The 24,343-nt window shown below is 44.3% G+C and carries 17 protein-coding genes; 6 read left to right on the top strand and 11 right to left on the bottom strand.

What is annotated here, in order from left to right:
• Nucleotides 1–42 precede the first annotated feature (42 nt).
• Entirely contained in the window at nt 43–366 is a 324-nt protein-coding gene (locus tag BGK61_RS11545; RefSeq protein WP_014947959.1) for a DUF3392 family protein, read from the top strand.
• Nucleotides 367–384: 18 nt separating this feature from the next.
• Here the strand turns inward: BGK61_RS11545 and BGK61_RS11540 are convergent, their stop codons facing one another.
• Nucleotides 385–4,266: a hybrid sensor histidine kinase/response regulator transcription factor gene (locus BGK61_RS11540; protein WP_076012822.1), complete on the bottom strand. Its 3,882-nt coding sequence runs from the start codon at nt 4,264–4,266 to the stop codon at nt 385–387.
• A gap of 68 nt (nt 4,267–4,334) precedes the next feature.
• On the opposite strand from BGK61_RS11540, the gene BGK61_RS19605 reads away from it, so the two are divergent.
• A complete protein-coding gene (locus BGK61_RS19605) occupies nt 4,335–4,493 on the top strand; it encodes a hypothetical protein (protein WP_167369498.1) in 159 nt (52 codons plus the stop codon).
• Here the strand turns inward: BGK61_RS19605 and BGK61_RS11535 are convergent.
• Nucleotides 4,490–5,008, bottom strand: coding sequence for an HAD family hydrolase (locus BGK61_RS11535; protein ID WP_076026073.1), 519 nt, complete (start codon nt 5,006–5,008; stop codon nt 4,490–4,492). The genes BGK61_RS19605 and BGK61_RS11535 overlap by 4 nt on opposite strands.
• A 280-nt stretch (nt 5,009–5,288) precedes the next feature.
• Between BGK61_RS11535 and BGK61_RS11530 the strand changes: the two genes are divergently transcribed.
• The gene (locus BGK61_RS11530) at nt 5,289–6,182 is read left to right on the top strand and encodes a DMT family transporter (protein ID WP_076026072.1); all 894 of its coding nucleotides are present in this window, start codon (nt 5,289–5,291) and stop codon (nt 6,180–6,182) included.
• A 156-nt stretch (nt 6,183–6,338) separates the two neighbouring features.
• Nucleotides 6,339–8,138, top strand: coding sequence for a GGDEF domain-containing protein (locus BGK61_RS11525; protein WP_076012598.1), 1,800 nt, complete (start codon nt 6,339–6,341; stop codon nt 8,136–8,138).
• Nucleotides 8,139–8,208: 70 nt separating this feature from the next.
• Here BGK61_RS11525 and BGK61_RS11520 read toward each other — a convergent pair whose 3' ends face one another.
• From BGK61_RS11520 to BGK61_RS11510, 3 genes are all read right to left on the bottom strand, one after another.
• A complete protein-coding gene (locus tag BGK61_RS11520) occupies nt 8,209–9,732 on the bottom strand; it encodes a trehalase family glycosidase (protein WP_076012599.1) in 1,524 nt (507 codons plus the stop codon).
• 2 nt (nt 9,733–9,734) lie between these two features.
• Complete coding sequence (locus tag BGK61_RS11515; RefSeq protein WP_014997042.1) at nt 9,735–10,973, bottom strand: MFS transporter; 1,239 nt, start codon at nt 10,971–10,973, stop codon at nt 9,735–9,737.
• Nucleotides 10,974–11,139: 166 nt separating this feature from the next.
• On the bottom strand, nt 11,140–12,174 hold the full coding sequence (locus tag BGK61_RS11510) for a LacI family DNA-binding transcriptional regulator (RefSeq protein WP_076012600.1): 1,035 nt from the start codon (nt 12,172–12,174) through the stop codon (nt 11,140–11,142).
• A 307-nt stretch (nt 12,175–12,481) separates the two neighbouring features.
• Between BGK61_RS11510 and BGK61_RS11505 the strand changes: the two genes are divergently transcribed.
• Both BGK61_RS11505 and BGK61_RS11500 read left to right on the top strand, forming a co-directional pair.
• Complete coding sequence (locus tag BGK61_RS11505; protein WP_076012601.1) at nt 12,482–14,740, top strand: TonB-dependent receptor; 2,259 nt, start codon at nt 12,482–12,484, stop codon at nt 14,738–14,740.
• 274 nt (nt 14,741–15,014) lie between these two features.
• Nucleotides 15,015–15,689 carry a haloacid dehalogenase type II gene (locus tag BGK61_RS11500; protein WP_076012602.1) on the top strand — a complete coding sequence of 225 codons (675 nt, stop codon included), beginning with the start codon at nt 15,015–15,017 and terminating at the stop codon, nt 15,687–15,689.
• Between the two features lie 133 nt (nt 15,690–15,822).
• Here BGK61_RS11500 and BGK61_RS11495 read toward each other — a convergent pair whose 3' ends face one another.
• The 6 genes from BGK61_RS11495 to BGK61_RS11470 form a co-directional block, all read right to left on the bottom strand.
• Nucleotides 15,823–16,083: a hypothetical protein gene (locus BGK61_RS11495; protein ID WP_014997038.1), complete on the bottom strand. Its 261-nt coding sequence runs from the start codon at nt 16,081–16,083 to the stop codon at nt 15,823–15,825.
• 431 nt (nt 16,084–16,514) lie between these two features.
• A complete protein-coding gene (locus BGK61_RS11490; RefSeq protein ID WP_014997037.1) occupies nt 16,515–17,561 on the bottom strand; it encodes a protein-glutamate methylesterase/protein-glutamine glutaminase in 1,047 nt (348 codons plus the stop codon).
• 2 nt (nt 17,562–17,563) lie between these two features.
• Nucleotides 17,564–18,181, bottom strand: a complete 618-nt coding sequence (gene cheD, locus BGK61_RS11485) for a chemoreceptor glutamine deamidase CheD (RefSeq protein WP_014997036.1) — start codon at nt 18,179–18,181, stop codon at nt 17,564–17,566.
• An 8-nt stretch (nt 18,182–18,189) separates the two neighbouring features.
• Nucleotides 18,190–19,023 (bottom strand): CheR family methyltransferase, encoded by an 834-nt coding sequence (locus tag BGK61_RS11480; RefSeq protein ID WP_076012603.1) that lies wholly within the window; start codon nt 19,021–19,023, stop codon nt 18,190–18,192.
• Nucleotides 19,023–21,932 carry a methyl-accepting chemotaxis protein gene (locus tag BGK61_RS19825; RefSeq protein ID WP_076026076.1) on the bottom strand — a complete coding sequence of 970 codons (2,910 nt, stop codon included), beginning with the start codon at nt 21,930–21,932 and terminating at the stop codon, nt 19,023–19,025. The genes BGK61_RS11480 and BGK61_RS19825 overlap by 1 nt, the downstream gene beginning before the upstream one ends.
• Nucleotides 21,933–22,033: 101 nt before the next feature.
• A complete protein-coding gene (locus tag BGK61_RS11470; RefSeq protein WP_076012689.1) occupies nt 22,034–24,340 on the bottom strand; it encodes a methyl-accepting chemotaxis protein in 2,307 nt (768 codons plus the stop codon).
• Between the last annotated feature and the right edge of the window lie 3 nt (nt 24,341–24,343).

The following is a 24,343-nucleotide window of genomic DNA, read 5'->3' as shown; positions in this document are numbered from 1 at the left end:
ATAATGGGCACACAGTAACAACATCATAATAGTAGTAATTTTATGAGTGAACTTTTCAGTGCCCTTTCTCGCGCCTTAAGCCCGTATTACACCGAAATGAGCATTATGCTTATGGCTACTATTTTAGTGGTGTACGGCGACCTGATTAACGGCCATGTGAAACGCATACTGGCACCTTACCATTTCACCATTCGCGTTAGTTTGTTTGTAGTGCTGTGTGCCTTTGGCTATGGTGCACTAACCTTGTACGGCGCACCGTTCTTAAAACACACCCTAGCCTACTTACCCTGGCAGTACCAAGGTGCAGGCTATGTAGCATCGTTTCTGTTGATTGGCTTTTTGGCGGAAAGGCGTAGGTATATTTAGTTCCGTTAGGTTTTATCTTTACGCTACTGTTTTATTGTATTGTTCCACAAACTTTTTGGGCGGTAAGTTCATGACCTTTTTAAAGGACGTAGAAAAGTAAGCCGCGGTACCAAACCCTACGTCTAAACAGGTATTTAGAATGCTATTGCCCTCGAGTAATAACGGAATGGATTTCTCAATTCTAAAGCGTGAAAGAAACTCGCTAAAGTTGTAGTCAAACAACTCTGACATTCGTCGGTTCAAGCTTCTTGGACTTATCAATAACTGCGAGGCTGCCTGATCTCTATTGAATGACTCATTGTGATAGTTCTTTTCCAATACAGCGATAAAATTTAAATAGAACGCCATATCCTTTTCGTTATCAAACTCGGGAATTTTCAGGCATCCGAACTTAAATGCTGGCTCTTCACTTTCCTCTTCTTCTCGTTCTTTTGCTTCTCTGACCGACAGCAAATGCTCAACCCTAAGAGTAATTTCCTCATTAGATGCTGGCTTTGCCAAGAAATAATCCACCTTCTCTTCTAATGCTGATTTTTCTAGTTCAGCCCCTGTTTCAGCGGTTAGCATAAGTATAGGGATATTGGCATAGCTAGTATTACTGCGAATTGCTTTTGTTAAACTCAGTCCATCCATTTCGTGCATCATTTGATCAGTGATGACTAAATCGACCAAGTAGTGCTGCATGACATCTAGCGCCTGAACACCATTTCGCGCGACTAGACAGCGATACTTGCTAGAAAACATATCAAATAAATAAGAGCGAAACTCTCTGCTATCATCAACAATTAATAGTGATTTTTTATTCGACTTAGCGTTTGCTGGTGACAATTTTTCAGCATGTGAATTTACGTATTCAATATCGTCAATGGGTAAAGTGACGGTAACTTTTGTTCCAACACCTTTTTGACTCTCTAAAGCAATTTCACCTTGGTTCAATTCAACTAAAGTTTTGACCATTGCTAAACCGATGCCAAGACCTTCGTGTTCGCCGCTCCCTTTGGTAAACCTTTCGAATACTTTATTTTGTAGATGGTCTTCGATTCCTTCTCCATCGTCACTTACGATAATTTTAAGCATTTTGCTATCTTGTGTAGCGACGACTTTTATCGTGCCAAGCTCTGGAGTGAACCTAATTGCGTTTTGAATTAAGTTTGCCAAGATTTTCTCTAAACTGTCATTAATAAGGGAAATCTCTTTTTTCCCCTTAATGCGCACCTCTAAGCTCTGTCTTTTCTGCTTAGCTAATGGCTCCAATGATAATGCGATAAACTTTATATTATCTGGTGAGTAAGACCTGTAGTAGTCGGCAGCAGCCGAAGCCTTAGGCACATCTTGGTTCATTTGATTTACTAACTGCTCAACCCTCTTCATGTTGTCCTGAACGCAAATTAGTTCTTTACTCGCTAAATTGGATGTATGAGACATGTTTTCTAACGAACCGTTGATGAGTTGAATAGGCGTGCGAAGTTCGTGCGTGATTTCGTTAATGAATCGCTCTTTACTACGGAGCATTTTTTCAAATTTTGATTGCCCATCTGTTATTTCGTAGCGGGTAAGATGGTTGTAGGCTTTGGTTGTTTTGAAGTAACCCCAAACCATCGTCAAATAGTTCAATTTATAGGCTGCAAAAAGAGCTAAAGCGAAAATGAAGTAACTTACGAATGCATACTTTTGCAGATAAATTGGCGGCTTTACTTCGAAAATTACCGAAGATATGGGGTTTCCATCACCTTTAACCTTCGCTTGAAACTCATAACTGCCAGAATCTAGGTCTGATAAGGTTAGAAAAGCTTGCGATAAAGGATGTACTTTCCATTCATTATCTATACCTATAATTCGATACGCTATTTTTTGAGTATCATTATCTGAAAAACTGTTTGTTCTAATATCCACAGAAAAGGTATCAAAGTCATTCTCCAGTATAATGGGACGGATAGATTCTCCAGTTTTTGGAAGTAGCGCTTGCGACTCGAAATCTTTCGTCATCCATTGAATACGAGTGATCACGACTCGACTCTTGATACCTTCCTTTGCCTTCATAGCAGATATGGCTTTCGTTTCATCAATTAAATACGAATACTTATCGCCTAGGATAATTAAGCGACTTCCCAATTCATTTATGCCTCGATATTCAAAGTCAGTATCGAAAATTCCATCATTGTCATTAAAAGAAATTAAATTCCCATCCACTGTTTTGACAAAGAGCCCCATATTAGTCAAAAACCATAAATTGTTATTTGAACTTAACAGTGCTCCCCTGATGAACCTAGCACCCGTTCCTTTAAGTAAAGCTGATGAAGCAATTTTCCCGGTACGCTTATCAATCGACTTAACTCCTTGCCCCGATGTACAGAGTAAAAAAGAATTCTCCAACTCCATTAAACAAGTTAGCCCAACCCAATTTCCTTCGTCAGGAGAAATTGACTTCCAGTTGAATTTAGACATTTGAATATGGAAATTACTGTTAGCATCGAAGCCCGCTATTTCACCGGATGTAGTTAATAACGAGCTGAGCATCTGTTTGGGAGCTGGTATTTCATCGACAATCAAGCCATCTTCAATAATGCTATAAGACGCTGCCTCTCCGTCATCATGGTAGAAATAAACTCGAGAATCAGTGGTATTGATAACGTGTGAAATATCAGAGCTACAGTAGTCATACCCCTTACTAGCTGTCGCAGCACTCGAAAGTGCCTCGTTCAATTTCCCATCTATGCAGCTATTCTTATCCCAAAAATTTGAGGGAGTAAGCTCTCCAGTTTCTAAATTGATTAGAAAGCTTTCGTCTTTGGTACGTACAGCAAACCCAAAATCCTCACTGCTCCCAAAAGATTTGATATTTCTCCTTAATACTTGTTCTTTTTGATGAATAAGGTTTATAGATTCATGGGACCGAGTGATAGACACCAACCCTAATTGCGAAGAGGCGAGTAGTAACTCTCCTGAAAGTAATTCTGCAATTTTGACAATGCTCTTTATTCCCTCTGACGTTATTAGAGGCAACATAAAGTCAGGCTTAATTATTTTTCCTGCCTTTACTTCGAATAGACCGCCTGATGCGACAAATAGTCTACCTTCTTGTGTGACATGTATATCAGAGACGGGCCCAAAAGATTCTTGGGATTCAAATGGATAAAAGGATTTATTCTGAGTTGACTTATCCCAAGCATAAACCCCCTCTTTACCGCCGATATAAACAATTGAGTCGTGTGTTGAAACGGACTCAACAGAGGAGAGACGGCTTAACGAACTATTGATAGTTATTATTTCACTAACTTTTTTTTCCGAATCAACTATTATCAGCCCGTCTCTCGATGCTAAATATACTATTCCGTGATTTGAAACTGAGAGCGACAAAACGTCTTCTACATTTCCAACGCCAATATTGGATGCCCATTTCTGTAGTTGCCCCGATTCTTTATCAACAACAATAATTCCCTTTATAAGAGACACTACAACGTGTTGATCTAGAACCCCTATTTTCCAGGCGTATTTGGGCCATTTGCTTTCTCTGTGAAAACTTTCTGCTATGCCAGTTTCCACGTTCAGCTTGTAAACTCCCACTCCAAATTCAACAATCCATAGCGTAACCTCGCCATCAAAATAAAGGTCTGAAACTGTACCTCTGTCACTTAGAGATGAGCCATAGCTTACTTTTTCAGACTGCCCGCCAAGATACTTAAAAACACCATTTTCAGATGCGATATAGACTGCGTCGCCCACAACTTCAATATCCCTAATAATCCCGGCGGGAACACCTGCAAACTTGGTTTTACCATTTAGCGTAACGCCGAGAGCTTTGGCGTTATTTGAGAAAATGAGACAGAAAAATATCAATATTGCGCCAAGTACCAAAAATTCTTCATTGAATCTATTTTTTGTCTTCAACTGCAAATCCATATGTCAGTAGCCTTGTTAATCTTTCAGCGCTTTTAGGCAATATCAATCTAATTTAAAGGGAACTGACTATGATTATCGAACAAAATATAAACATGCAAGAGTTGAGCGAGGTAGAATATACTAAAGTATATGGCGGAACTGGATATTCCTATTTTAGAGAAGAGGATTTAGTGATGATCTTACCTGAAATACCAACCCCACCGTCAGGACATAAGGTCGATATCTAAACCAAAAACCACCTCATCCCAGCATTCTCGGCGGCTTGCTGGTCATAAATAAAGTCGCCTACATACAGGCAGTCTTCCGGTTGAAGCTGCCATGTGTTCGCCACCATCAATAATGCGGTTGGGTCGGGCTTGGCTGGGGCATCTTCGCGGGTAAGTACGTAATCGATAGGTATGCCGTTATTGGCTACCTTAATGGCGGTGGCTTGGCGGCAGTTGCGGGTAACTATCGCCATGGGGAGTTTGTGTGCCTGCACCTTTTCTACCATGGCTTTGCCAATGGGTAACCACTTGGCATTTTGCGCGTCGTCCAGTTCGTGCTGCAAAATAGCGCGGTGAGCATTGGCTTTGGTTTTAGCGCAGCTTAGGGCATTTACAAAGGTAAGAATGTCTTCTTGCTGTGGGCAGCCTACATCTGCGCGCATTTGTGTAAAGTTAAGGCTAGACTCTACCAAGGTGCCGTCTAAATCGAATATTACACCTTTAACGCCGGTTAAGTTCATCTGCTCAATACTCACGCTTTTTTAGCCCTTTTACTTCGCTGTTGTTACTGGATTTAGTAAGCCCCTGCTCATAATAATGCAGTGCTATTCTTACTCATTAACCTTATCGCCAACATAATGCCACGAATGCCTTTAGCCTTCAGTTACGTTTGCTTAAGGCTTCAATATATTTAATTAAAAACTACTGATGTGATTTAAGTTTACCCTGCCCACACCTTGCATTAGCATAGCCGCTCTTTTTGACAGGCTACTTATTTGCCCCAGCGTTTTTGGGCAAAGTTTTAACAGGTAATTTATGGGTGTTTTTGCTGCGCTAGGTACAGCGCTTTGTTGGGCAATTGCTGCACGTTTATTCCGTGGAACAGGTAATGCTTTTTCGCCGCTTACCATGAACTTTTGGAAGGGGCTTATTTCTATTGCCATTTTGGCAGTGGTTTTAGTGGTAGTTCAGCCTACGGGGCTTAGCACTCATGCTGTTTTTTGGTTATTGCTTAGCGGGCTTATTGGTATAGGCATTGGCGACACTTGCTTTTTTAAAGCCTTACAAAGTATTGGCGATAGCCAAGCAGTGTTGGTAGCCGAAACCCTTGCGCCTTTATTCACTGCCCTTTTTGCTATGGCGTTTATTGGCGAATGGATTACCTGGCAGCAGTGGGTTGGCGTTGCTGTGGTGCTATTCTCGGTGGATATGGTTATAAAGGTACGCAAACGCAGCACTACACACGTGTTTGCAACCAGTGGCTATTTGTATGGTGTGGGCGCGGCGTTATGTCAGGCGGTTGGTGCCGTAGTTAGCCGCGACATTTTAAGTGCCGGTGAAATTGACGCGGCCAGCGCTGCGTTCTTGCGCCTTGTGGGCGGTATGGTATTTGTGGTGCCGCTTATAGCCCTAACCAAAACACGTTACATGCCCGTTATTAACTATGAAAACGACAGCGGAAAACGGGTATGGCCCGCTTTTGTGTTAGCCACGTTACTTGGCACTACTGCTGCTATTTACCTACAAATGTTTGCGTTTGCCTATGCAAAAGCGGCCGTGGTTCAAACCCTTATTGCTACAAGCGCATTAATGTCGCTAGGGGTTGCGTGGGTACTTGGAGAACGTGCTACCAAGGCAACTATTGTATGGTCTGCGGTTGCCTTGGTTGGAGTGGCAATTTTGGTTAGTTTTGGGTCGCCTGCCCACTAGCAGGCATTGCAAATACATACACGTGCTTACCTAGCTTAACGATTAGAAAACAGTAGACGCATTAAGATACAAAAAATAGCTAACTTTTAGGTGCTCCGTGTAGTAGTTCGGGGTTCAAATCGATATTATGAAGAAAAAACAAAAACGTTATTTCTCATGGTTCAAAGGTTATCCTTAACAGTATTCTCTTTCTTGAGCGTTGCGCTAGCTTCTTTTGCTGCATTGGCAAACGACAATATCGATGCCGTTATCGAAAAGGTACGCACACCTTCTTATGACTGTCCTAACCAGTCTCTATTTCCTGAACTTGAAGACACACTCGCGCTAGAGTCGCTTACTTCGCAACAGCGTTTCGCGTTAACCGTAGCCAAAGGGCAGTTTTTAATTTGCCGGGGGAAATACGAAGAAGCTGAAACCATGCTGCTTAAAGCGATCATGCAAAATGACATTGATGAAAGCTCTTATGCGTTTGCGTCTGCTATTTATCAAATTGGCTTTTCATACGACGCCAGAGAAAATCCAGCCCGCTGTAAGTACTACCAGCAAGCCCAAGAACTCTCATCGCCAGAGCGCCACAGCGATATCTTTACCAGCTCTTCTTTAGGACTTATTAGCTATTGCTCGGAAACTACGTCTCCTGAAATAAGATTAGGCAAGATGTTTGGTGTGCTTAAGCGTTACTCCAACAATGGAAGCCCTGGCGAATTAGCACATATCCATAATTCTATTGGCTTGCTTTATGCCGGTTTGGAGCAACACGCATTAGCCGCCGAACAATATTTAAAAGCTCATGAAATGGGGCTGCAAGTATATGAAGGCAGTAATAAGGTAAGTATTCTTATTAGCGCCATTGTGTCATTGCTAAGCAGCGGCCAAACCGAGCGCGCCTACCAAAGCATTCTAGAACTAGGCTCGCTTAATAATGAAATAGACACACCACTTACTAACTTTCTCTATCAGTATGCACTGTCTATTTATTATCGAAAAACGCAAGACTACAACAAGTTAGCCTATACGCTCCCCGATTTGGAAAAGGCCTCTTCAAATATATCAAGTTCATTAGGCGAGCTACTTGTAAACTGGCATAAAGCCGAAATTTGTCTGGTCGAGAACGATCTAGCCTGTATTAAGCAATATATTTCAGGTATCGAAGCACTAAGTGACGACGCCATACCTCCAGTGTTTCATTCAAACTTAGACTACCTGAGCTTTAATGTGTCTATGTATATAGCGCTACAGGATCTAGAGAAGGCGAAAGAGGCGCACGACATTTATTCTAAAGAAGTGACTAAACGCCGTGAAGTTACTCAAGACTCGTCACTGGTTATAGGGGCCGCAAACTTATATACCCGCATTTATGACTTGGAATCGGCTATTGAACAAGCGGAAGATCAGCGTAAAAACACCCTTTATGCCGCTATCATTATTTTCTTGCTGGTAAGCGGTATTACTGGCTATGTGCTTCGCAGAAAGCACCTAGCGCGCAAAGCGATTGACCCTGTGACATTGCTACTTAATGCAGACTCAGCCATTGCTCGAATAAATAAACTTGATGCGCCGAAAAAAGGCCGAGCCATCGCCATTGCCATATTCGACATTAGTAACCTTCGTGAAATAACGCGCAAAATGGGTTCTACAAAAGGCGACTTGGTGTTGCGACAAATTGCGCAAACCCTTCAAAATGTTACTCGAGGCAACGATATTTTAGGGCGGTTTGGTACCGAGCAATTTATTTTGTGTCTGCACAATATTGAAGAACGAAGTGCAAGGCAGTTCTTCGACCGCGTACAGAATGCACTAGACAATACCTTTGAAAATGAAGCGTCTTCTGACCATATTGTGGTTGAGTCCCAAATGAGCGTATTCATTGCTAACGAAAAAATTACGGGGCTAAACGAGATACTTGATGATATTGCCATGTCGATTGATATGGGTAACCGAACCGACAGCAATTAGTGCTTACGCAATAAAAAACGCGCGGCCCGTTTATACGGTACCGCGCGTTTTTGTTTTAGCCGTAGCATTACTATTGGTTCAAATACGATTGAAAGCGGGTATACACGCCGTTGGTCCAACCGAAACCTAGCTGAACGTCGTATTCACCGCCGCCTGCTTTTATTTCTGGGTCACATACATTGTACTTTTCTAGCAACACGCCGCTTGTTGCGAAGTGGTTTTCTATGGTTTTGCAAAAACGCAACATAATGGTTTGTGCCTGCATATCAAACCCGTAATTACGCAACCCTTCGACGGCGAAAAGTTGAAGTGGTGCCCAGCCATTTGGTGCATCCCACTGTTGCGATGTAGTGTTGGAAGTGGTTACCACTCCGCCTTCTTTCAGCAAGGTATTCATTACTATTGCGCGTACCCCTTCCGCTTGTTGGTCATTGGCGATACCAACAAACAACGGCACACACATAGCCGCTGACACGACATTGGTTTGAGTCTGTGTGGGGAAGTGATAGTCAAAATAGCCTGCCTTTTCAGCGTTAAACAAATAGGTGTTTATTGCATTAATTCGCGTCGTAGCGGCTGTGTTAAAGCGAGCTTGCTCGGCTCCTTTAGTCACGCTTGCCAGGGTTTGCTCAAGCGTGACCAGTAGAGCATTTAAATCGACTGGGATAATTTCGGTAGTACGAATACTTGCCAGTGAATCTGGATTGGCAAGCCAGCGAGAGCTGAAGTCCCAACCCGACTCGCAAGCCGCGCGAACGTGCTGGTAGAACTGACTTTTATCTGCGCCAATGTGCTCTGCTGTTTCGATGTCTTCTCGATAAGACTCAGGGCGAGGCGTTGGCTCGGTATCAAAGTAACGGTTGAGTATTGCGCCACATGGCATGGTGACGGTACGAAGTTGCGCCGCACTTTTCTGTGATGCGCTCTCGCCCGCTCCATTCATCCAAAACTGGTATTCTTTCTTCAAGCCCCAAATAACGTACTCTTTTTGCTGGTCGCTTAGTGCGTCTTTAAGCAAGTTATAAAATAACGCCAAAATAGGAGGCTGACTGCGAGAATAATAATAAGCGCGATTGCCGTTAGGAATGCAGCCTACTTCATTTAAAATATCTACAAAATTCACCAACATGTTAATTGCCATGTCGGTGCGCCCCGCGTCAATTAAGCCAAGCGCGGTAAAATATGTATCCCAGTAGTAGATTTCACGAAAACGTCCGCCCGGTACTATGTAAGGGCGAGTTAGGGCTATCAAGCTATCTTTCTGCTCAGTGTCGGGAGTGCGCGTTAGCACCTGCCACATGTGCTCGATATAGTCGGCTACGTTTGCAAACTTGGTTTGCGAGGTTGCACTGATCATTTCTGGAATATCGAAATGGGTATTTACAAAAGTGGCTAAATCGACAGCTTCACCACTTTCTTGTGCCTCTAAACACGCCTTATCGTATGCACCTAATACGGTGTTAAGATCTGTTTTAACAATAGCATCAGCAAAAGTTTTGCTGTCAGGAAAAAGCTGTGCCATTTGCACTTGCTTAAACAGGTCGCTGGCGAAAAACGACAAGCTGTCTCGCCAGTTGTGTGAAGAAGAACTCATAATTACTGCGCACCTTTAGGCGATAGAGAAGAAGACGCTTTTTTAAAGAAGAATAGGGTTACTACTAATGCGCCTATCGGAATAAGAGATAGATAAAATGCTTGCTGCCCGCCCACTGCGTCGAAGATAAACCCCGTTACAATTGAGCCTGTGGTTCCACCTAATGCAGAAAATACAACAATTAGCCCTGTCATCGGTGCATGTTGATGTTGAGGCAACGCACTTAGCATTACCGAGTTTAATACAGGGTAGATAGGCGCCATCATCAAACCAATTAACGGAATGAGAAACGCAGCTATTGGGGCATCAGCCCAGCTGGCAATGGTGCTATCCGACACATTTTCGGCAAGTGGTAGGCTTAGCAGCATAACCGTAGCCATACCTGCCAAACAGATATTTAAGAAGGGATACCAATTCATTCGCGTAAGTACCGCGCCAGCGGTTAAGCGCCCAACGGCTAATGCGATAGCAAAAATACTGGTTATTTGAATGCTAACTTGAGTAGGTAAGCCTAGCACCTCTTTGTTAAAGGTTGGCAGCCACGAACCTATGCCCTGCTCTATTAACACGTACAAGAAGATAGAGAATATAAACACTAACACCAGAGGCTTGTAGGCTAGCTTTAACATACTGAAGAACTCACTTGCCAGACCGTCTGATTGTGCTTTCTCTACTGGTTTTATAGGTGCTAGTGCCACAACAATTAAGGTAAAGCCAACCAATGCGGCAAGTAAGTAGTAGACGTTTAGCCAAGATAATGAGGCGTCGTTATTGGGGTCGATAAACCCGGCGAACACCCAGTAGCCAGACAGCACGCCCAACATAAAAATACCTTCAATAGTGTTCATTAACGATGAGTGCGCTTTAGTAGTTGATGACAACTGACCAATGATGGCGTAAACCGACACTTTCACTAGCGCAAATGCGGTACCTATACAGGCAAACAACACTTTAATGAACCAAAAGCTTGCGATAGAAGGTGTAAGCGCACAGGCAACGGCTACTAATGCTAATCCAAGTAGCATTGAAAGTTTGTAGCCAACCCTTGGGATGAAACTCGCCACTAGGAACGAGACAATTGCGATAGAGAGGTCTTTAAAACCTTCTAGTGTACTCGCCTCTGGCTTACTGATGTCGAAGCTATTGATCGATTGCAGGATAACGGTGCCCACACTGTTTAGCAGTATGGCAAATACGTAATAGCTTATGGCAATGGCTGCAATGACCATGAATCGAGACATGTGTAAACACTCTGTTAACTGAATTATGCAGGAGTGTAGTCGCATGAAAATAAAAATGCAAACGTTTGCAAAGCTCCGAATAGCATTAACGAATGCTTACAATCGACCGACACTTCCCGTTAAATAATAGCGTGTGTGAGTAAAAAGCTGATAAAAAAGCAGAATATTAGTCGCTGTGCTGTGTAGAACGACGGGCTATTAATGTGGTTTCAACTACCTGACTTTCTGTCGGTTTATTTTCAAACTGATTTAAAAGCTGAGTCACCATTTCTTTTGCCGCTTGCTGGGTGTTTTGACGCACTGTTGTTAACGAAGGGTGCATGAGCTCAGCAAGTGAAATATCGTCGTACCCCACTATGCCAACATCGCTTGGAATACCAACGTAGCGCTCTTTAAGCGCTTTCAATGCGCCCAACGCTACCATGTCGCTTACGCATACGATTCCGTCGAAGTCTAAGCCATTCGCTTTTATGCGCTCGTTAATATATTGGTAAGCCGCTTTAGAGGTAATGTCTATAGCGCAAGTGCACTGCGCATCTATTGGCACGTTAGCGTCTTTATGTGCCTGCGCATACCCTTTGTGGCGCTCTTGCATTTCAGCGTGCTCAGAGTCACCTAAGAACAAGATGCGTTTAGCGCCGTGGCTTAGCAAATGCTGGGTTGCCGTGTAGCCGCCAAGATAGTTGTCGCCGCCAATGATAGGATACGGCGCTTCTGTTTTCGCATCGCCCCACACAACAATGGGAATCCCCGATTGTGCCGCTCTGTCAATCTTGGCAGTAGATTTACCTTGTCCTATAACAATAATGCCGTCGGCTCGCTGGCTGCGAATAAAATAATTCGCCCAGTCATCCGACGCCATAAAAGAATTAGACAGCAGTAGCTCATAACCTTCGGCGTTTAGTGCCTGATTTAACTCACCCACCAGCTTAAGTAAGAAAGGGTCTGTGGTGCTTTGCTCGGTGTTATCGATTAGATTTAAGATCACCGCAATTACATGCGTTTTCTGTGTTCTTAAACGGCTAGCAGCCGCGTTAATACTGAAGTTATGCTCTTTAGCAAGTGCCTGAATTCTGCTTCGGGTTTCCTGTTTGATAAGCGGATTATCTTTTAATGCCCGAGATGCCGTAGATGTTGATACACCTGCAATATCAGCCAACTTCGCTAAGGTGAGTTTTGTTTCAGAAACCAATGTGACCATTCTCTAATAATATTTTTTGTACCTTGTTATCCGCGACAGCCGCTTTGAAATAAAAGCATAAAGCAGTGGCTAAAACCGGATAAATCGTCAGCACTGTAGCCGAAAAAACAATATAGCGCGAATCGCCTTAGCGTAAAACCATGTTAACAACAATAAACAAAAAATTTGCAAACGATTGCATTTTATCCTTGCAATCGTTTGCAAACAGATCTATTTTGTTTCGCAATCGTGATGCGTATAACAATTTTTAAACCTGTTTAACGCATTCAGTTAACAACGCAATAGAACATTTTCGGGAGCACACACCATGAAAACGTTGTTTACAAAAGGAATGCTGGCGAGTGCAGTAGCGGTAGCACTAACGCAGCCTGCCATGGCACAAGAAGACGTCAAGCAAAAAGCGAAAGACAACGCAGAAGTTATTGTTGTCAGTGGTACGCCGGGCGGCGCAGGGATTAGAAAAATTGACGCAAGCTTCGCGGTAACGAATATCGATGCAAGCGACATTGAAAAACTCGCACCTAAGTCTACGGCCGATCTGTTTAAGGCTATTCCAGGTGTTTGGGTTGAAAGCTCAGGCGGTGAGTCTGGCGCGAACGTTTTTGTTCGTGGTTTCCCAGGTGGTGGCGATGCCCCGTTCTTAACTATTGCGCTTGAGAACTCTCCTATTTACCCTGCACCTACGCTGTCTTTCCTTGAGAACTCTCAGCTGTTTCGCATCGACGACACAATTGAAATGGTTGAAGGTTTACGCGGTGGTCCGAACCCTGTAGTGAGCAACGGCCAACCAGGTCTTACAACTAACTTCCGTCTTAAGCGCGGTGGTGAGTCAACAGAAGCATCAGCCAAGTACACTATTTCTGACTACGGTCTTAACCGCGTAGATGTTGTCGCAAGCGGCGCGCTAGACGACGACTTGTACTACATGGTTGGTGGTTACATTAAGAGCTCAGAAGGCATTCGTGATGCGGGCTTCAACTCTGAACAAGGCAACCAGTTCACCGTTAACATCACTAAAGTTTTCGAAAAAGGCGAGCTTAACCTTTATACCCGTCAAACTGACGATCGCGGTACTTGGTACTTACCTACACCTTTAAACGTTGAAGGTATTGATGCTAACTACACGCAAATAGGCCCATTGAATCGCCAAGGCACCATTACTTACGGCCCTAACGACACAGCTGAGTCTTTCGACTTTGGCGAAGGTCGTGGATGGGACGGACACGTTAGTGGCGGTAGCATTAAGCTTGACTTAGGCAACGACTGGCAGCTAGTTGACCGCTTTAACCTAACCAAGGGTAAAGCAAATACCTTTGGTCTTGTACCAAATGGTTCTGCAACGACCGTTGCAAGCGTTGCCGACAATGGCGAGTCAGCCACCGGCGCTGTAACTGGTACAGTGTATGACGGCGACACTCCAATTCAACAAATTGGACGCTGGGTTGTGCTAAAAGACATTGAAGCTTTCACTAACGACCTTGCTGTGTCGAAAAGCTGGGAAGACTTCGATACGTCATTTGGTATTTACAGTGCAACGACAAAAGCCGAAGACTGGTGGAGCATTGGTAACACGGCTTACCACGTATTACAGCCAGGCGGTGAATTGCTAGACGGTATCGAATGTAACACTGACGCACAAGGCTGTGATTGGAACTACGACATCAGCTCAGTAGGCGATGCAAGCACGTTCGCAATTTATGCAACCGGTACATGGTACGCCACCACAGACTTGAGCATCGACTTAGGGCTACGCCGTGAAAATCACGAAGTCAGCTACTCGGTAGATGAAGGCCTTGACGGCGAAATTACCAAGGCGCTTGAGTACGATGAAACCAAAACGTCGTGGACAGTAGGTGCAAACTACGCGCTAAATGACACTAGCGGTGTATTCGTTCGCATGAACCGAGGCTATAAAATGCCATACTTCGACGATTTCAGAGACAACTGGGGTGCTTACACTGGTGGTAACGACCTAATTAAAGAAGTTACTCAGGGTGAACTTGGTTATAAGTTCATGAATGACAGCATTCAGTTCTTTGCAACTGCATTCGCTAACGAAGTGAAAGGCGATACGTTTGTACGCCGTCCGGGTGCACCGGCTGAAATTCTTACTAACGAGGCGTACGGTTTAGAACTTGATGGTCGCTATAGCCACGATTCAGGCTTCTCATTAAGCGTTAATGCGACTATCCAAGAAACTGAAATTACTGCCAGCGCCAATAACGAAGGCAATGAATCTCAGCGCCAGCCGGGTTGGCAGGTACGTGTAACGCCCAGCTATGGCTTCGATATCGGCGATATGTATGCCACGGTATACGGTACACTATCAGCCGTTGATGATCGCTTTGGTAACAACGAAAACACGGTTGTACTAGAGGGCTACGAGAAAGTTGATGTAGGTCTAACGCTAGAGCCAACTGAGTCACTTCGCCTTCAGTTCTCTGTTGATAACCTGACTGACGAACAAGGTATTACCGAGGGTGACCCGCGTAATCCAGATTCGCCAAACGGCCGCTACATTATGCCTCGCAGCATGAAGCTAAGCGTTTCTTACTTGTTCTTCTAAGAACGAACACGCAATACCTTAAAGATAGAGCCGGCCTTAGTGCCGGCTTTTTATTATTCACGGCTCTCCGCGTATTCTTGTGGTTTAGTTTTGTAACGATCTCGTTACCCTACTTTTTAGCAACATCCTCTGCTCTTATTCTGTCAGCGTTAATTCATCGACATTAGTCGTAATGTGCTTCTGTAAAACCAATTCTGTTTTACAGTGGTATAAGCATCGAACAAGGGAAAACAAAGCATACCGTTTTCTGCTATCTACAAAAGGAAGGTGAAGTGTGACGCCAAGGGTAATTTTCTTCGACATTAATGAAACACTCTTAGACATGCAGGCCATTAAAACTGGCTTAGCAGCGGTATTAAATGGCGATGAGACTCTAGTAGACTTGTGGTTCGCTAATTTGTTGCATCACAGCTTGGTGGATACCATGTCAGCGCAGTTTCACGATTTCATTGATATCGGGGCGGCAGCACTGACTATGGTTGCGCACGGAAAAGGGATCGCGCTTGATAAAGCAAAGGCGAAAGACACAATCAAACAGCACATCACCCGGCTGCCCGCGCACGAGGATGTTATTCCTACATTAAAGACGCTTCAAAGTGCGGGCGTAACCTTGGTCGCGCTTTCAAACTCATCTAAGGCTGGATTAGACGCGCAGCTTGAATACGCCAATATACGATCGTACTTTTCCCATGTATTGAGTGTGGAAAGCATACGCACTTACAAACCCCATGCAGCTGTTTACCACTGGGCCTGCCAGCAGGCTAACGTAAAGAACAAAGACGCCATGATGGTGGCTGCACACGGATGGGATGTGAGTGGCGCTAAAGCGACAGGTATGCAAACCACATTTGTTGAGCGCCCGGGCAAAATGATGTACCCGTTGGGACTTGCACCTGATCACAGTATTGGTTCGCTTACCGAACTTATCGCAGTAATAAGTTCGCAATGAATCAGCTTGATGAAAGCATGAACGGCGGTTACTGCCGCGCCACTTTTTAAATTGCAACGTAGTAAAAGTTATTCAAGCACAAACAAAAAAGTCTTACCGTAGTAAGACTTTTCTCATGCGAAGTACAAAATGTTTAAACTTTTGCTAGCTCTGGCTGGTTTGGTTTAAAACCTTGAGTGCTACAAGAATTGCGCTTTGTTTCCAATGCACTTAATTGACGCTTAAGCCATGACTTCTGAATACCTGACTTAGCCGTATCCATTTCAGTACTTACGCGAGTGATTTCTTTTCCGACGTTAACGCATGCTTTCTTATTCGGTTCAAAACCGCCATTTGCTAAAACAGAAGAAGAAAACATTAAGGCCGATAGCGCAATAAGCGTTTGCTGTTTCATAAGAGTCCCCAACTACTCGTTATAATCCCGGGTTAGTGTCATACCGTAAGAATGAGCATATATTTGCTCTAAAATCTGTAAGAAATATAGCAGGCCTTTTATTCTAGTTAGGTACTACAAAACATACTCAGTAATAAAACTTCGCCTACCTTGCTTTTGCTAACGCACATAAGCCATTGTCTTTTATATTATTATGTCGACAATGATTTACCTTACCATTTCACTTACGTATCGATTTTTATATTTTTACGCACTAAATAGTAAGCCTATCCATAGTATCGGCTACAGCAACAGCATTCTGTAGCAGCATTACTCACTATTAAGCGTTGCTATTAAAACACCTTAGCTTTGCTGGAACAAGAAAAGTTATAACAAACCTTTTACAGGTTTTAGGACAGAAATTGCATTTTGTAAGTATTTACTCACTACACTTACAAACGACTACCAGCCGAAAGCTTCTCTACCGTTTGCATAACGCTTCTGCCCATATCATCTAAGCTTACTACGCGCTTCGCTGCCCCTTTTTCAATGGCAACTTTGGGCATACCAAAAACAATGCAGCTTGCTTCATCTTGGCAAAATGTTTCACAGCCGGCGTTAAACATTTCGTGTAGACCACTAGCGCCATCACTGCCCATACCGGTAAGCAAAACCCCCAATGCATTGCTGCCAGCACTTTTGCATATAGAATTGAATAACACGTCCACTGAAGGCTTATGTCCCGACACACGAGCACCGTCGGTCAATCTAATACGGTAGTCAGCACCGCTTCTTTCAATTTCCATGTGCTTATCACCCGGTGCCAAATACGCTTGGCCTGGTAATAAACGCTCTCCGCCCTTCGCTTCTTTAACCTGCATTTGGCACACGGCATCTAGTCGTTTAGCGTAAGTCGAGGTAAATCCTGCTGGCATGTGCTGTGTGATCACCGTAGCTGGCGCGTTCGCCGGAAAGGTGCGCAGCACCTCTTTAATAGCTTCGGTGCCGCCCGTTGACGCTCCAATCGCAATAATCTTCTCCGTACCAGAATAATTGACTTTGCTCACGGCCGAGACTTTGGAGGGCGTAGACTTTTTCACTTTTGAGCGCGCTGCCGTGCGTATCTTTTCAACAATTAACTGGTGGTAGTCTGCCATGCCCTGCGCCACGCCTATCTTAGGCTTCGCAACAAAATCGATAGCCCCTAACTCAAGTGACCTCAATGTGGCATCGGCGCCTTTTTCGGTTAGCGTAGAAATCATGACTACGGGCGTAGGCCTTGCATTCATAAGCACTTCGAGAAAACGTAACCCGTCCACTTTTGGCATTTCTATATCAAGCGTAATAACATCAGGAGACTTCTCTAAAACCAGTTTTTTTGCTACAAAGGCATCGGGAGCGGCCCCCACTAACGCCATATCTGGTTCACTTTTAATAATCTCGCTTAGAATTTGCCGAATTAGTGCCGAGTCGTCTACCACCAAAACTTTTATCGTCATTGTTAGTCCTCGAAAATATCTACGCTACCGCTGGGCGCTCGCCTTGAAAGCTCCCACCTATGCTGACTTTCTCTTTCAATAATAGTGGCGTTGTTAAGCTCGTGGATCCGCTTCATGAAGACGTTACCGTTACTAGGAAAGAAATAAACCTTGCGCGCATATACGTCACATAAATCACTTGCCAATATCGGAATGCCTTCCGTATTTAAAAAGGCTGTCACAAACTCTGCGTTGAACATGCCAACGTCGTGCTGCACAAATGAAGGTACAACTTTTCCGCCACCAAATACTTTTGCTTTTATTCTGGTTTTGTTGGCTCCCGCTTTAACTAAATCATTAATGAGAATTTCCATGGCATGCACCCCGTATTTTGCAGCCATGCCTTGTGTCTTTTCGAATTCACTGGCGGTTTTATTTACAGTGGGCAACATAAAGTGATTCATGCCGCCTATTCCCGTATCGGGGTCGTACAGGCATGCCGCCACGCAAGACCCCAGTACAGTCACCAGCATTTTATCTTGCGTGGTTACGAAATATTGACCGGGTAATAACTTTACGGCGTCGGTGGAAAACCGCTTGTCGTAATAGCTAATTGGCACTTCGAAATTACAAGATTCCACACATGCTCCTAATTAACCGGGCGATATATGGTTTTACCTACCGGTCTCACAAGATTAGTACACATATTGAAGTTTTCAGAATGCCCTGCCATATAAAGCCCTGTTGGTTTCAGCATTCCCACCATTTTTTGCAATACCTTTAATTGGGTAGGCTTGTCGAAGTAAATCATCACGTTGCGACAAAATATGACATCTAGTGGGCCTTTTACGTCCCACGTTGCATCAGTAAGGTTAAGCTTCTTAAATTGCACCATACGTCTTAGCTCATCCACTACTTTTACTTTCCCGTCGTTGGCACCTTTACCTTTGTGAAAAAACTGCTTCTGACGATGGGAGGAAATTTTCGCGATAGACGCTAAAGGGTATATACCTGCTTGAGCTTTCTGTAACACCTTACTGTCAATGTCCGACGCAATGATTTTCACCGGTGTTTTAAAGCTTCCAAACGCTTCTGCCACAACCATGGCAATAGAGTATGGCTCTTCTCCGGTTGAACTGGCTGCACACCAAATAGTGGTGACTTCAGGATGTTGCTTTAAATGGTCTGCCAGCGCAGTAAAATGATGTGGCTCACGAAAAAACGACGTAAGGTTAGTAGTTAACGCATTAATAAACTGCTCTAACTCAGGTTCAGATTTATCAACCACACCTAAATAGTCGTTAAAGCTTCTGAGATTAAGGGCTCTAATACGTCGAGCTAACCTGCTGTATACCATCGCTTCTTTCGCGTCAGACAACTTTATGCCCGCTTTTTTAAAGAGCATGTTCTGCACTTTGTGGAAGTCCGCCTTTTCAAAGGCGAACTCCCGTGTGCTATCTAATGATGAAGCAACCGTTGTCATTAGAATGACTCCCACTCAGCTTCATCAGGCATCGCAGGCTTTAGCGCTTGTGCTCGTGACGTGTGGTTTATTACTGATGCTACACGCGGTTGCTTAATATTATTGTGAGAAAGTGCAGCGATATGCTTTTGTTCCATCGACAACCCTTTTCCCACCTCGAACACCGACACACGCTCATTCAATTGCAACGACTGCTGCTTCAAGCTGTCTGCGGCGGCCGCCGCTTCTTCTACAAGCGCTGCATTTTGCTGAGTCATTTCGTCCATCTGAATGACGGCTTTGCTCACCTCTTCAATACCCGCCGCTTGCTCGGCTGACGCAGCGGCAATTTCCGACATAATGTCGTTTACTCGCTTAATTGAAGTTACGACTTCTGCCATGGTGTCACCAGACTTCACCACCAGCTCGTTGCCACTGGCAATTTTATTCACCGAATCAGAAATTAGTTCTTTAATGTCTTTCGCAGCTTCGGCTGAACGCTGAGCCAGGTTTCTTACTTCTGATGCGACGACCGCAAAGCCTCGACCCTGCTCGCCCGCGCGAGCAGCCTCTACCGCTGCGTTTAGAGCAAGGATGTTGGTTTGAAAAGCGATGCCGTCTATAACGCCGATAATGTCGGAAATCTCTTGTGCCGAGTCGTTAATCTGGGTCATGGTTTTCACCACTTCACCTATTACCTGCCCCCCTTCTGTAGCTATTTTACTTGCCTGTGCGGCTAGGCCATTAGCTTGCTCAGCATTCTCTGCGTTGAGTTTTACGGTTCCCGTTAGCTCTTCCATGCTCGATGCCGTTTCTTCAAGGCTTGAAGCCTGCTGCTCGGTGCGGCTTGATAGGTCAGCATTGCCCGTTGCAATCTCACCAGACGCCACATTTATGGTTTCTACTGCTTCGTTAATACTTGTAATGGTGCTGCGCATCTCGTTGATGAAACGATTGATAGCTTCGCCCAGCACCGCAAAGTCACCGTCTAGGGCATGTTCAATATTGACGGTTAAGTCGCCCTCAGTCAGCTTGGTCATTACGTGTTTAATTTCATCAACGGCTTGGGTTCTGCCCGTGATGTCGGTGGCAAACTTAACTACACGGAAAGGCTTACCGTTATGATCTAATATGGGGTTGTACGTGGCCTGAATAAATATCTCTTTGCCGTTTTTACCCAGTCGACGATATTCACCTGAAGAAAAAGTGCCGCTGCGTAGCGCATCCCAAAACGCCGCGTATTCAGGGCTAGCTCGGTGAGCAGGGTCGACAAACATGCTGTGGTGCTTACCTTTGATTTCATCTAAGGTGTAACCCACCGTAGTTAGAAAGTTTTCATTGGCGTGCTGAATAATGCCATCCATATTGAACTCTATGACGGCCTGGGACTTTCCTATTGCCGCTAACTGCCCTTCAAAGTAAGCGTTTTTAACTTTTTGTTCGGTGATGTTACTGGCGTATTTCACCACTTTAACCACATTGCCACTCAAGTCTAAGATAGGATTGTAGGTCGCTTGAATCCAAATATCTGAGCCGTCTTTCGCAATTCTATGAAATTCACCTGAGTAAAATTGGCCTTCTGCCAGTTTTTTCCAAAACGATTGGTACTGTTCAGATTCTCGCTCTTGTTTAGTCACAAAAATGCGGTGGTGTTTGCCTTCAATTTCGTCAAGGGAATAACCAACTGTTGCCAGAAAATTGTCGTTGGCGACGAGAATATTGCCTTTTGTATCAAACTCGATCACTGCTTGTGATTTACTTATGGCATCTATCTGCCCTGTGTTAAACGCGTTTTTTAGCTTTTGTTCGGTGACATCAGACGCGTATTTTACTACTTTAGTTGGTTGCCCGAATTCGTCGAAGATGGGGTTATAGGATGCTTGGATCCACAGCTCGCTACCGTCCTTTCTCACACGTTTAAATTCACCCGACTTGAATTCGCCTTTTTTCAAATCTCGCCAAAATGCAGCATACTCAGGGCTCATCTTGTAATTGGGTTCAACAAACATACTATGATGCTGACCTTTGATTTCATTCAGCTCATAGCCCGTTGTAGCGCAGAAATTTGCGTTGGCATTTTGAATAACGCCTTCAAGGTCGAACTCAATAACAGCAAGAGACTTGTCGATGGCGTTAATTTGGCCTTCATAGTCGGCATTTTTGCGCTTTTGCTCCGTTACATCGGTGGCAAATTTCACTACCCGAACAATATTACCGAGTTTGTCATAGATTGGATTGTAAGAGGCTTGGATCCATACTTTATCGCCGTTTTTCGCTACGCGGCAATATTCACCGCTGCTGTGCTCACCGTTTCGCAGCGATTCCCAGAATGATTTGTATTCTTCAGACACACCGTAGTCTGGCAGTACAAAAAGGCGATGATGCTTACCGACAATGTCTTCTTTCGAATAGCCGGTTACTTTTAAAAAGTTTTCGTTCGCGTCTTCCACTATCCCTTCTGGTGTAAAGGAAATAACAGCTTGGCAACGATCTAACCCTGTTAGCAAACCTGTCTTGTATTGCAGATCCTGATCGTTAAGCCACTCCACCATAGTACCGAGCTTTTCGCCTTCTACGCTTTTTATGGTAGATAGCTTAAGAGTAAAGAGCAGATTGCCCACTGGTAGCAAAAAGGCATCGCTACTTTCACAGTTTTTGTAACGCAAATTCAGGTCACTATTGTTAGCAAAGAACGCAGAGATAGTGGAGCCCGTCAGACCTTGAAAGTTGATACCTGGCAAAGCGCGCTCAAACTGAGCTTGGTGCTCGTTGGCCAATGCGTAAAATGCTTTATTGGCAAAGGTGATTGCTCCTTCAGAATCAATCAACATCAAACATGCGGTACTCTCGCTTAGCGCTTGTTCTTGAAAGCGTGAAAGACGCTGTGCCGCTATTAACTCTTCATTATGAAATATATTAAATACGCCCATAATTTCATCCACCTGATTTGCGACGCTCTGCTTTAAAAGCGCCAAACTAAATGCTGTGTAATAAAAAAGGCGAGTTCCATTTCAAGAACTCGCCTTCGTTTTTAGAATGATTCCCAATCGTCACTGTTTGGCACTTTGGGAGCCAGTTTCTTTTGCGTTTTGATTGCTGTAACCGGTGCAACGTGTTTGTTCTTATTCGACGGCGCAACGTTAGTGCGTTGCACCTCATTAACTGCTGCCTTATCACCAATGTTAAAGGCCGACACGCGCTCAGATAAACTTCCCGCTTGCTGCTGCAAACTTTCTGCGGCAGCCGCAGCCTCTTCCACTAGCGCGGCATTCTGTTGCGTCATCTCATCCATTTGCACAACCGCTTTGCTTACTTCTTCAATTCCCGAAGCTTGTTCAGAACTCGCCGCTGCTATTTCAGACATAATGTCGTTGACTCGCTTGATAGAGGTCACCACTTCTTCCATGGTGTCGCCAGATTGATTAACCAGCTTATTCCCACCGTCAATTTTGCTTACTGAATCTGAGATAAGTTCTTTGATTTCTTTCGCTGCTTCAGCAGACCGTTGAGCAAGGCTTCGTACTTCTGAGGCTACTACCGCAAAACCACGACCCTGTTCGCCTGCTCGTGCCGCCTCTACCGCAGCGTTTAAAGCAAGTATGTTGGTTTGGAATGCAATGCCGTCGATAACGCCGATGATGTCTGAGATTTCTTGTGCAGACTCGTTGATAGACGACATGGTATCGACTACCTGACGAATTAACTCTCCACCCCGCGACGCGATTTCACAGCTCTGTGAGGCTAAGCTATTGGCTTGCTCGGCATTTTCAGCGTTGAGTTTTACTGTGCCGGTAAGCTCTTCCATACTCGACGCGGTTTCTTCAAGACTAGATGCTTGTTGTTCAGTACGACTTGATAAATCTGCGTTACCTGTAGCTATTTCCGACGATGCCGTGTTAATGGTTTCTACGGCTTGATAGATTGAGCCAATAGTGCCTGACATTTCGCTAACGAATTGGTTAATAGCATCGCCAAGAACTTGGAATTCACCTTCAAATTGTTCATCAAGTTCTGCTGTCAAATCACCCGCTGATAAACGGGTCATGACATCACTGATAGAACCAATGATACGGCGCATATCTTCAATGAAGCGATTGATTGACGTGCCAAGCTCTTTGAATTCACCTTCAAACTCGTGTTCTATGCGACAATCTAAATTGCCTTGAACAAGCTCTTGCATGGCAGTTTTAATATCGCTGATGGCTTGCTTTCTGCCCGTGATATCAATGGCATATTTCACTACACGGTGGGGTCTGCCGTTTTGGTCCAAAATGGGGTTATAAGATGCTTGGATCCAAACTACTTTCCCGCCTTTGCCCACGCGCTTGAATTCGTCAGTGAACTGCACGCCTTGACGCAGCTGTTCCCAGAACTGACTGTACTCAACACTGCGTTTATATTCATCATCAACAAACATGCTGTGATGCTTGCCTTTAATTTCATCTAGGCTGTAGCCAACAGTATTTATGAAGTTTTCGTTGGCATTTAAGATTTTACCTTCAAGGTCGAATTCGATAACCGCTTGAGCTTTGTTGATTGCGTTTATTTGTCCTTCGAAATAGGCATTACGTAGCTTAGTCGCTGTAATATCAGTGGCGAATTTAACAACGCGAATAACCTTACCTTCACCGTCAAAGACTGGGTTGTAGGTGGCTTGGATCCATATTTCTTTACCCATTTTGTCGAAGCGACAAAACTCGCCATTTTTCGACATGCCGGCTTTGAGATCGCGCCAAAATTGGGCGTATTCCTCTGAGCGAATGTATTGCGCATCACAAAACATTTTATGGTGATTGCCAACAATTTCGTTCAAGCCATACCCCAATGCGTTAAGGAAGTTATCGTTGGCGTTTTGAATAACGCCTTCTGCATTAAATTCGATGACAGCCTGAGCTTTGTTTAACGCATCTAGCATGGCACTTTTAGTCAGCAACTCAGATTGGTCAACCCACTCAACCATGGTGCCTATATTGCGGTTGTCTTGGTCGAAAAATGGGGTTAGCGTTAGTTTGAAGTTCAGGTCCCCAATGCTAATCGTAGAGGTAGTTGTAGATTTCAATTCAGCAAGCATGCTGCGTTGGTGAGACGGGTTACGATGGAACTGATCGATGTTCTGCCCTTCTAAATCGTCAGCTGAAAAATTAGGGAGAACTGCCTGCAATTTCTTTTCATTCTCTTTTAGCAGCGACTTAACAGACTCATTTGCATAGATAATATTTCTGTCGGCATCGGCCATCATGATGCAGCAGGTAGTTGCGTCAAGTGCCTGTTTGTTTCTTAATGCTTGGTTAACATCCGTTGCTTTTGTAAAGTCCTCTAACCACGTCATAATTCCCATTTT

The sequence above is a fragment of the Alteromonas abrolhosensis genome (assembly GCF_001953635.1).
GTDB lineage: Bacteria > Pseudomonadota > Gammaproteobacteria > Enterobacterales > Alteromonadaceae > Alteromonas > Alteromonas abrolhosensis.
This window is presented reverse-complemented; position numbering and strand designations above follow the sequence as displayed.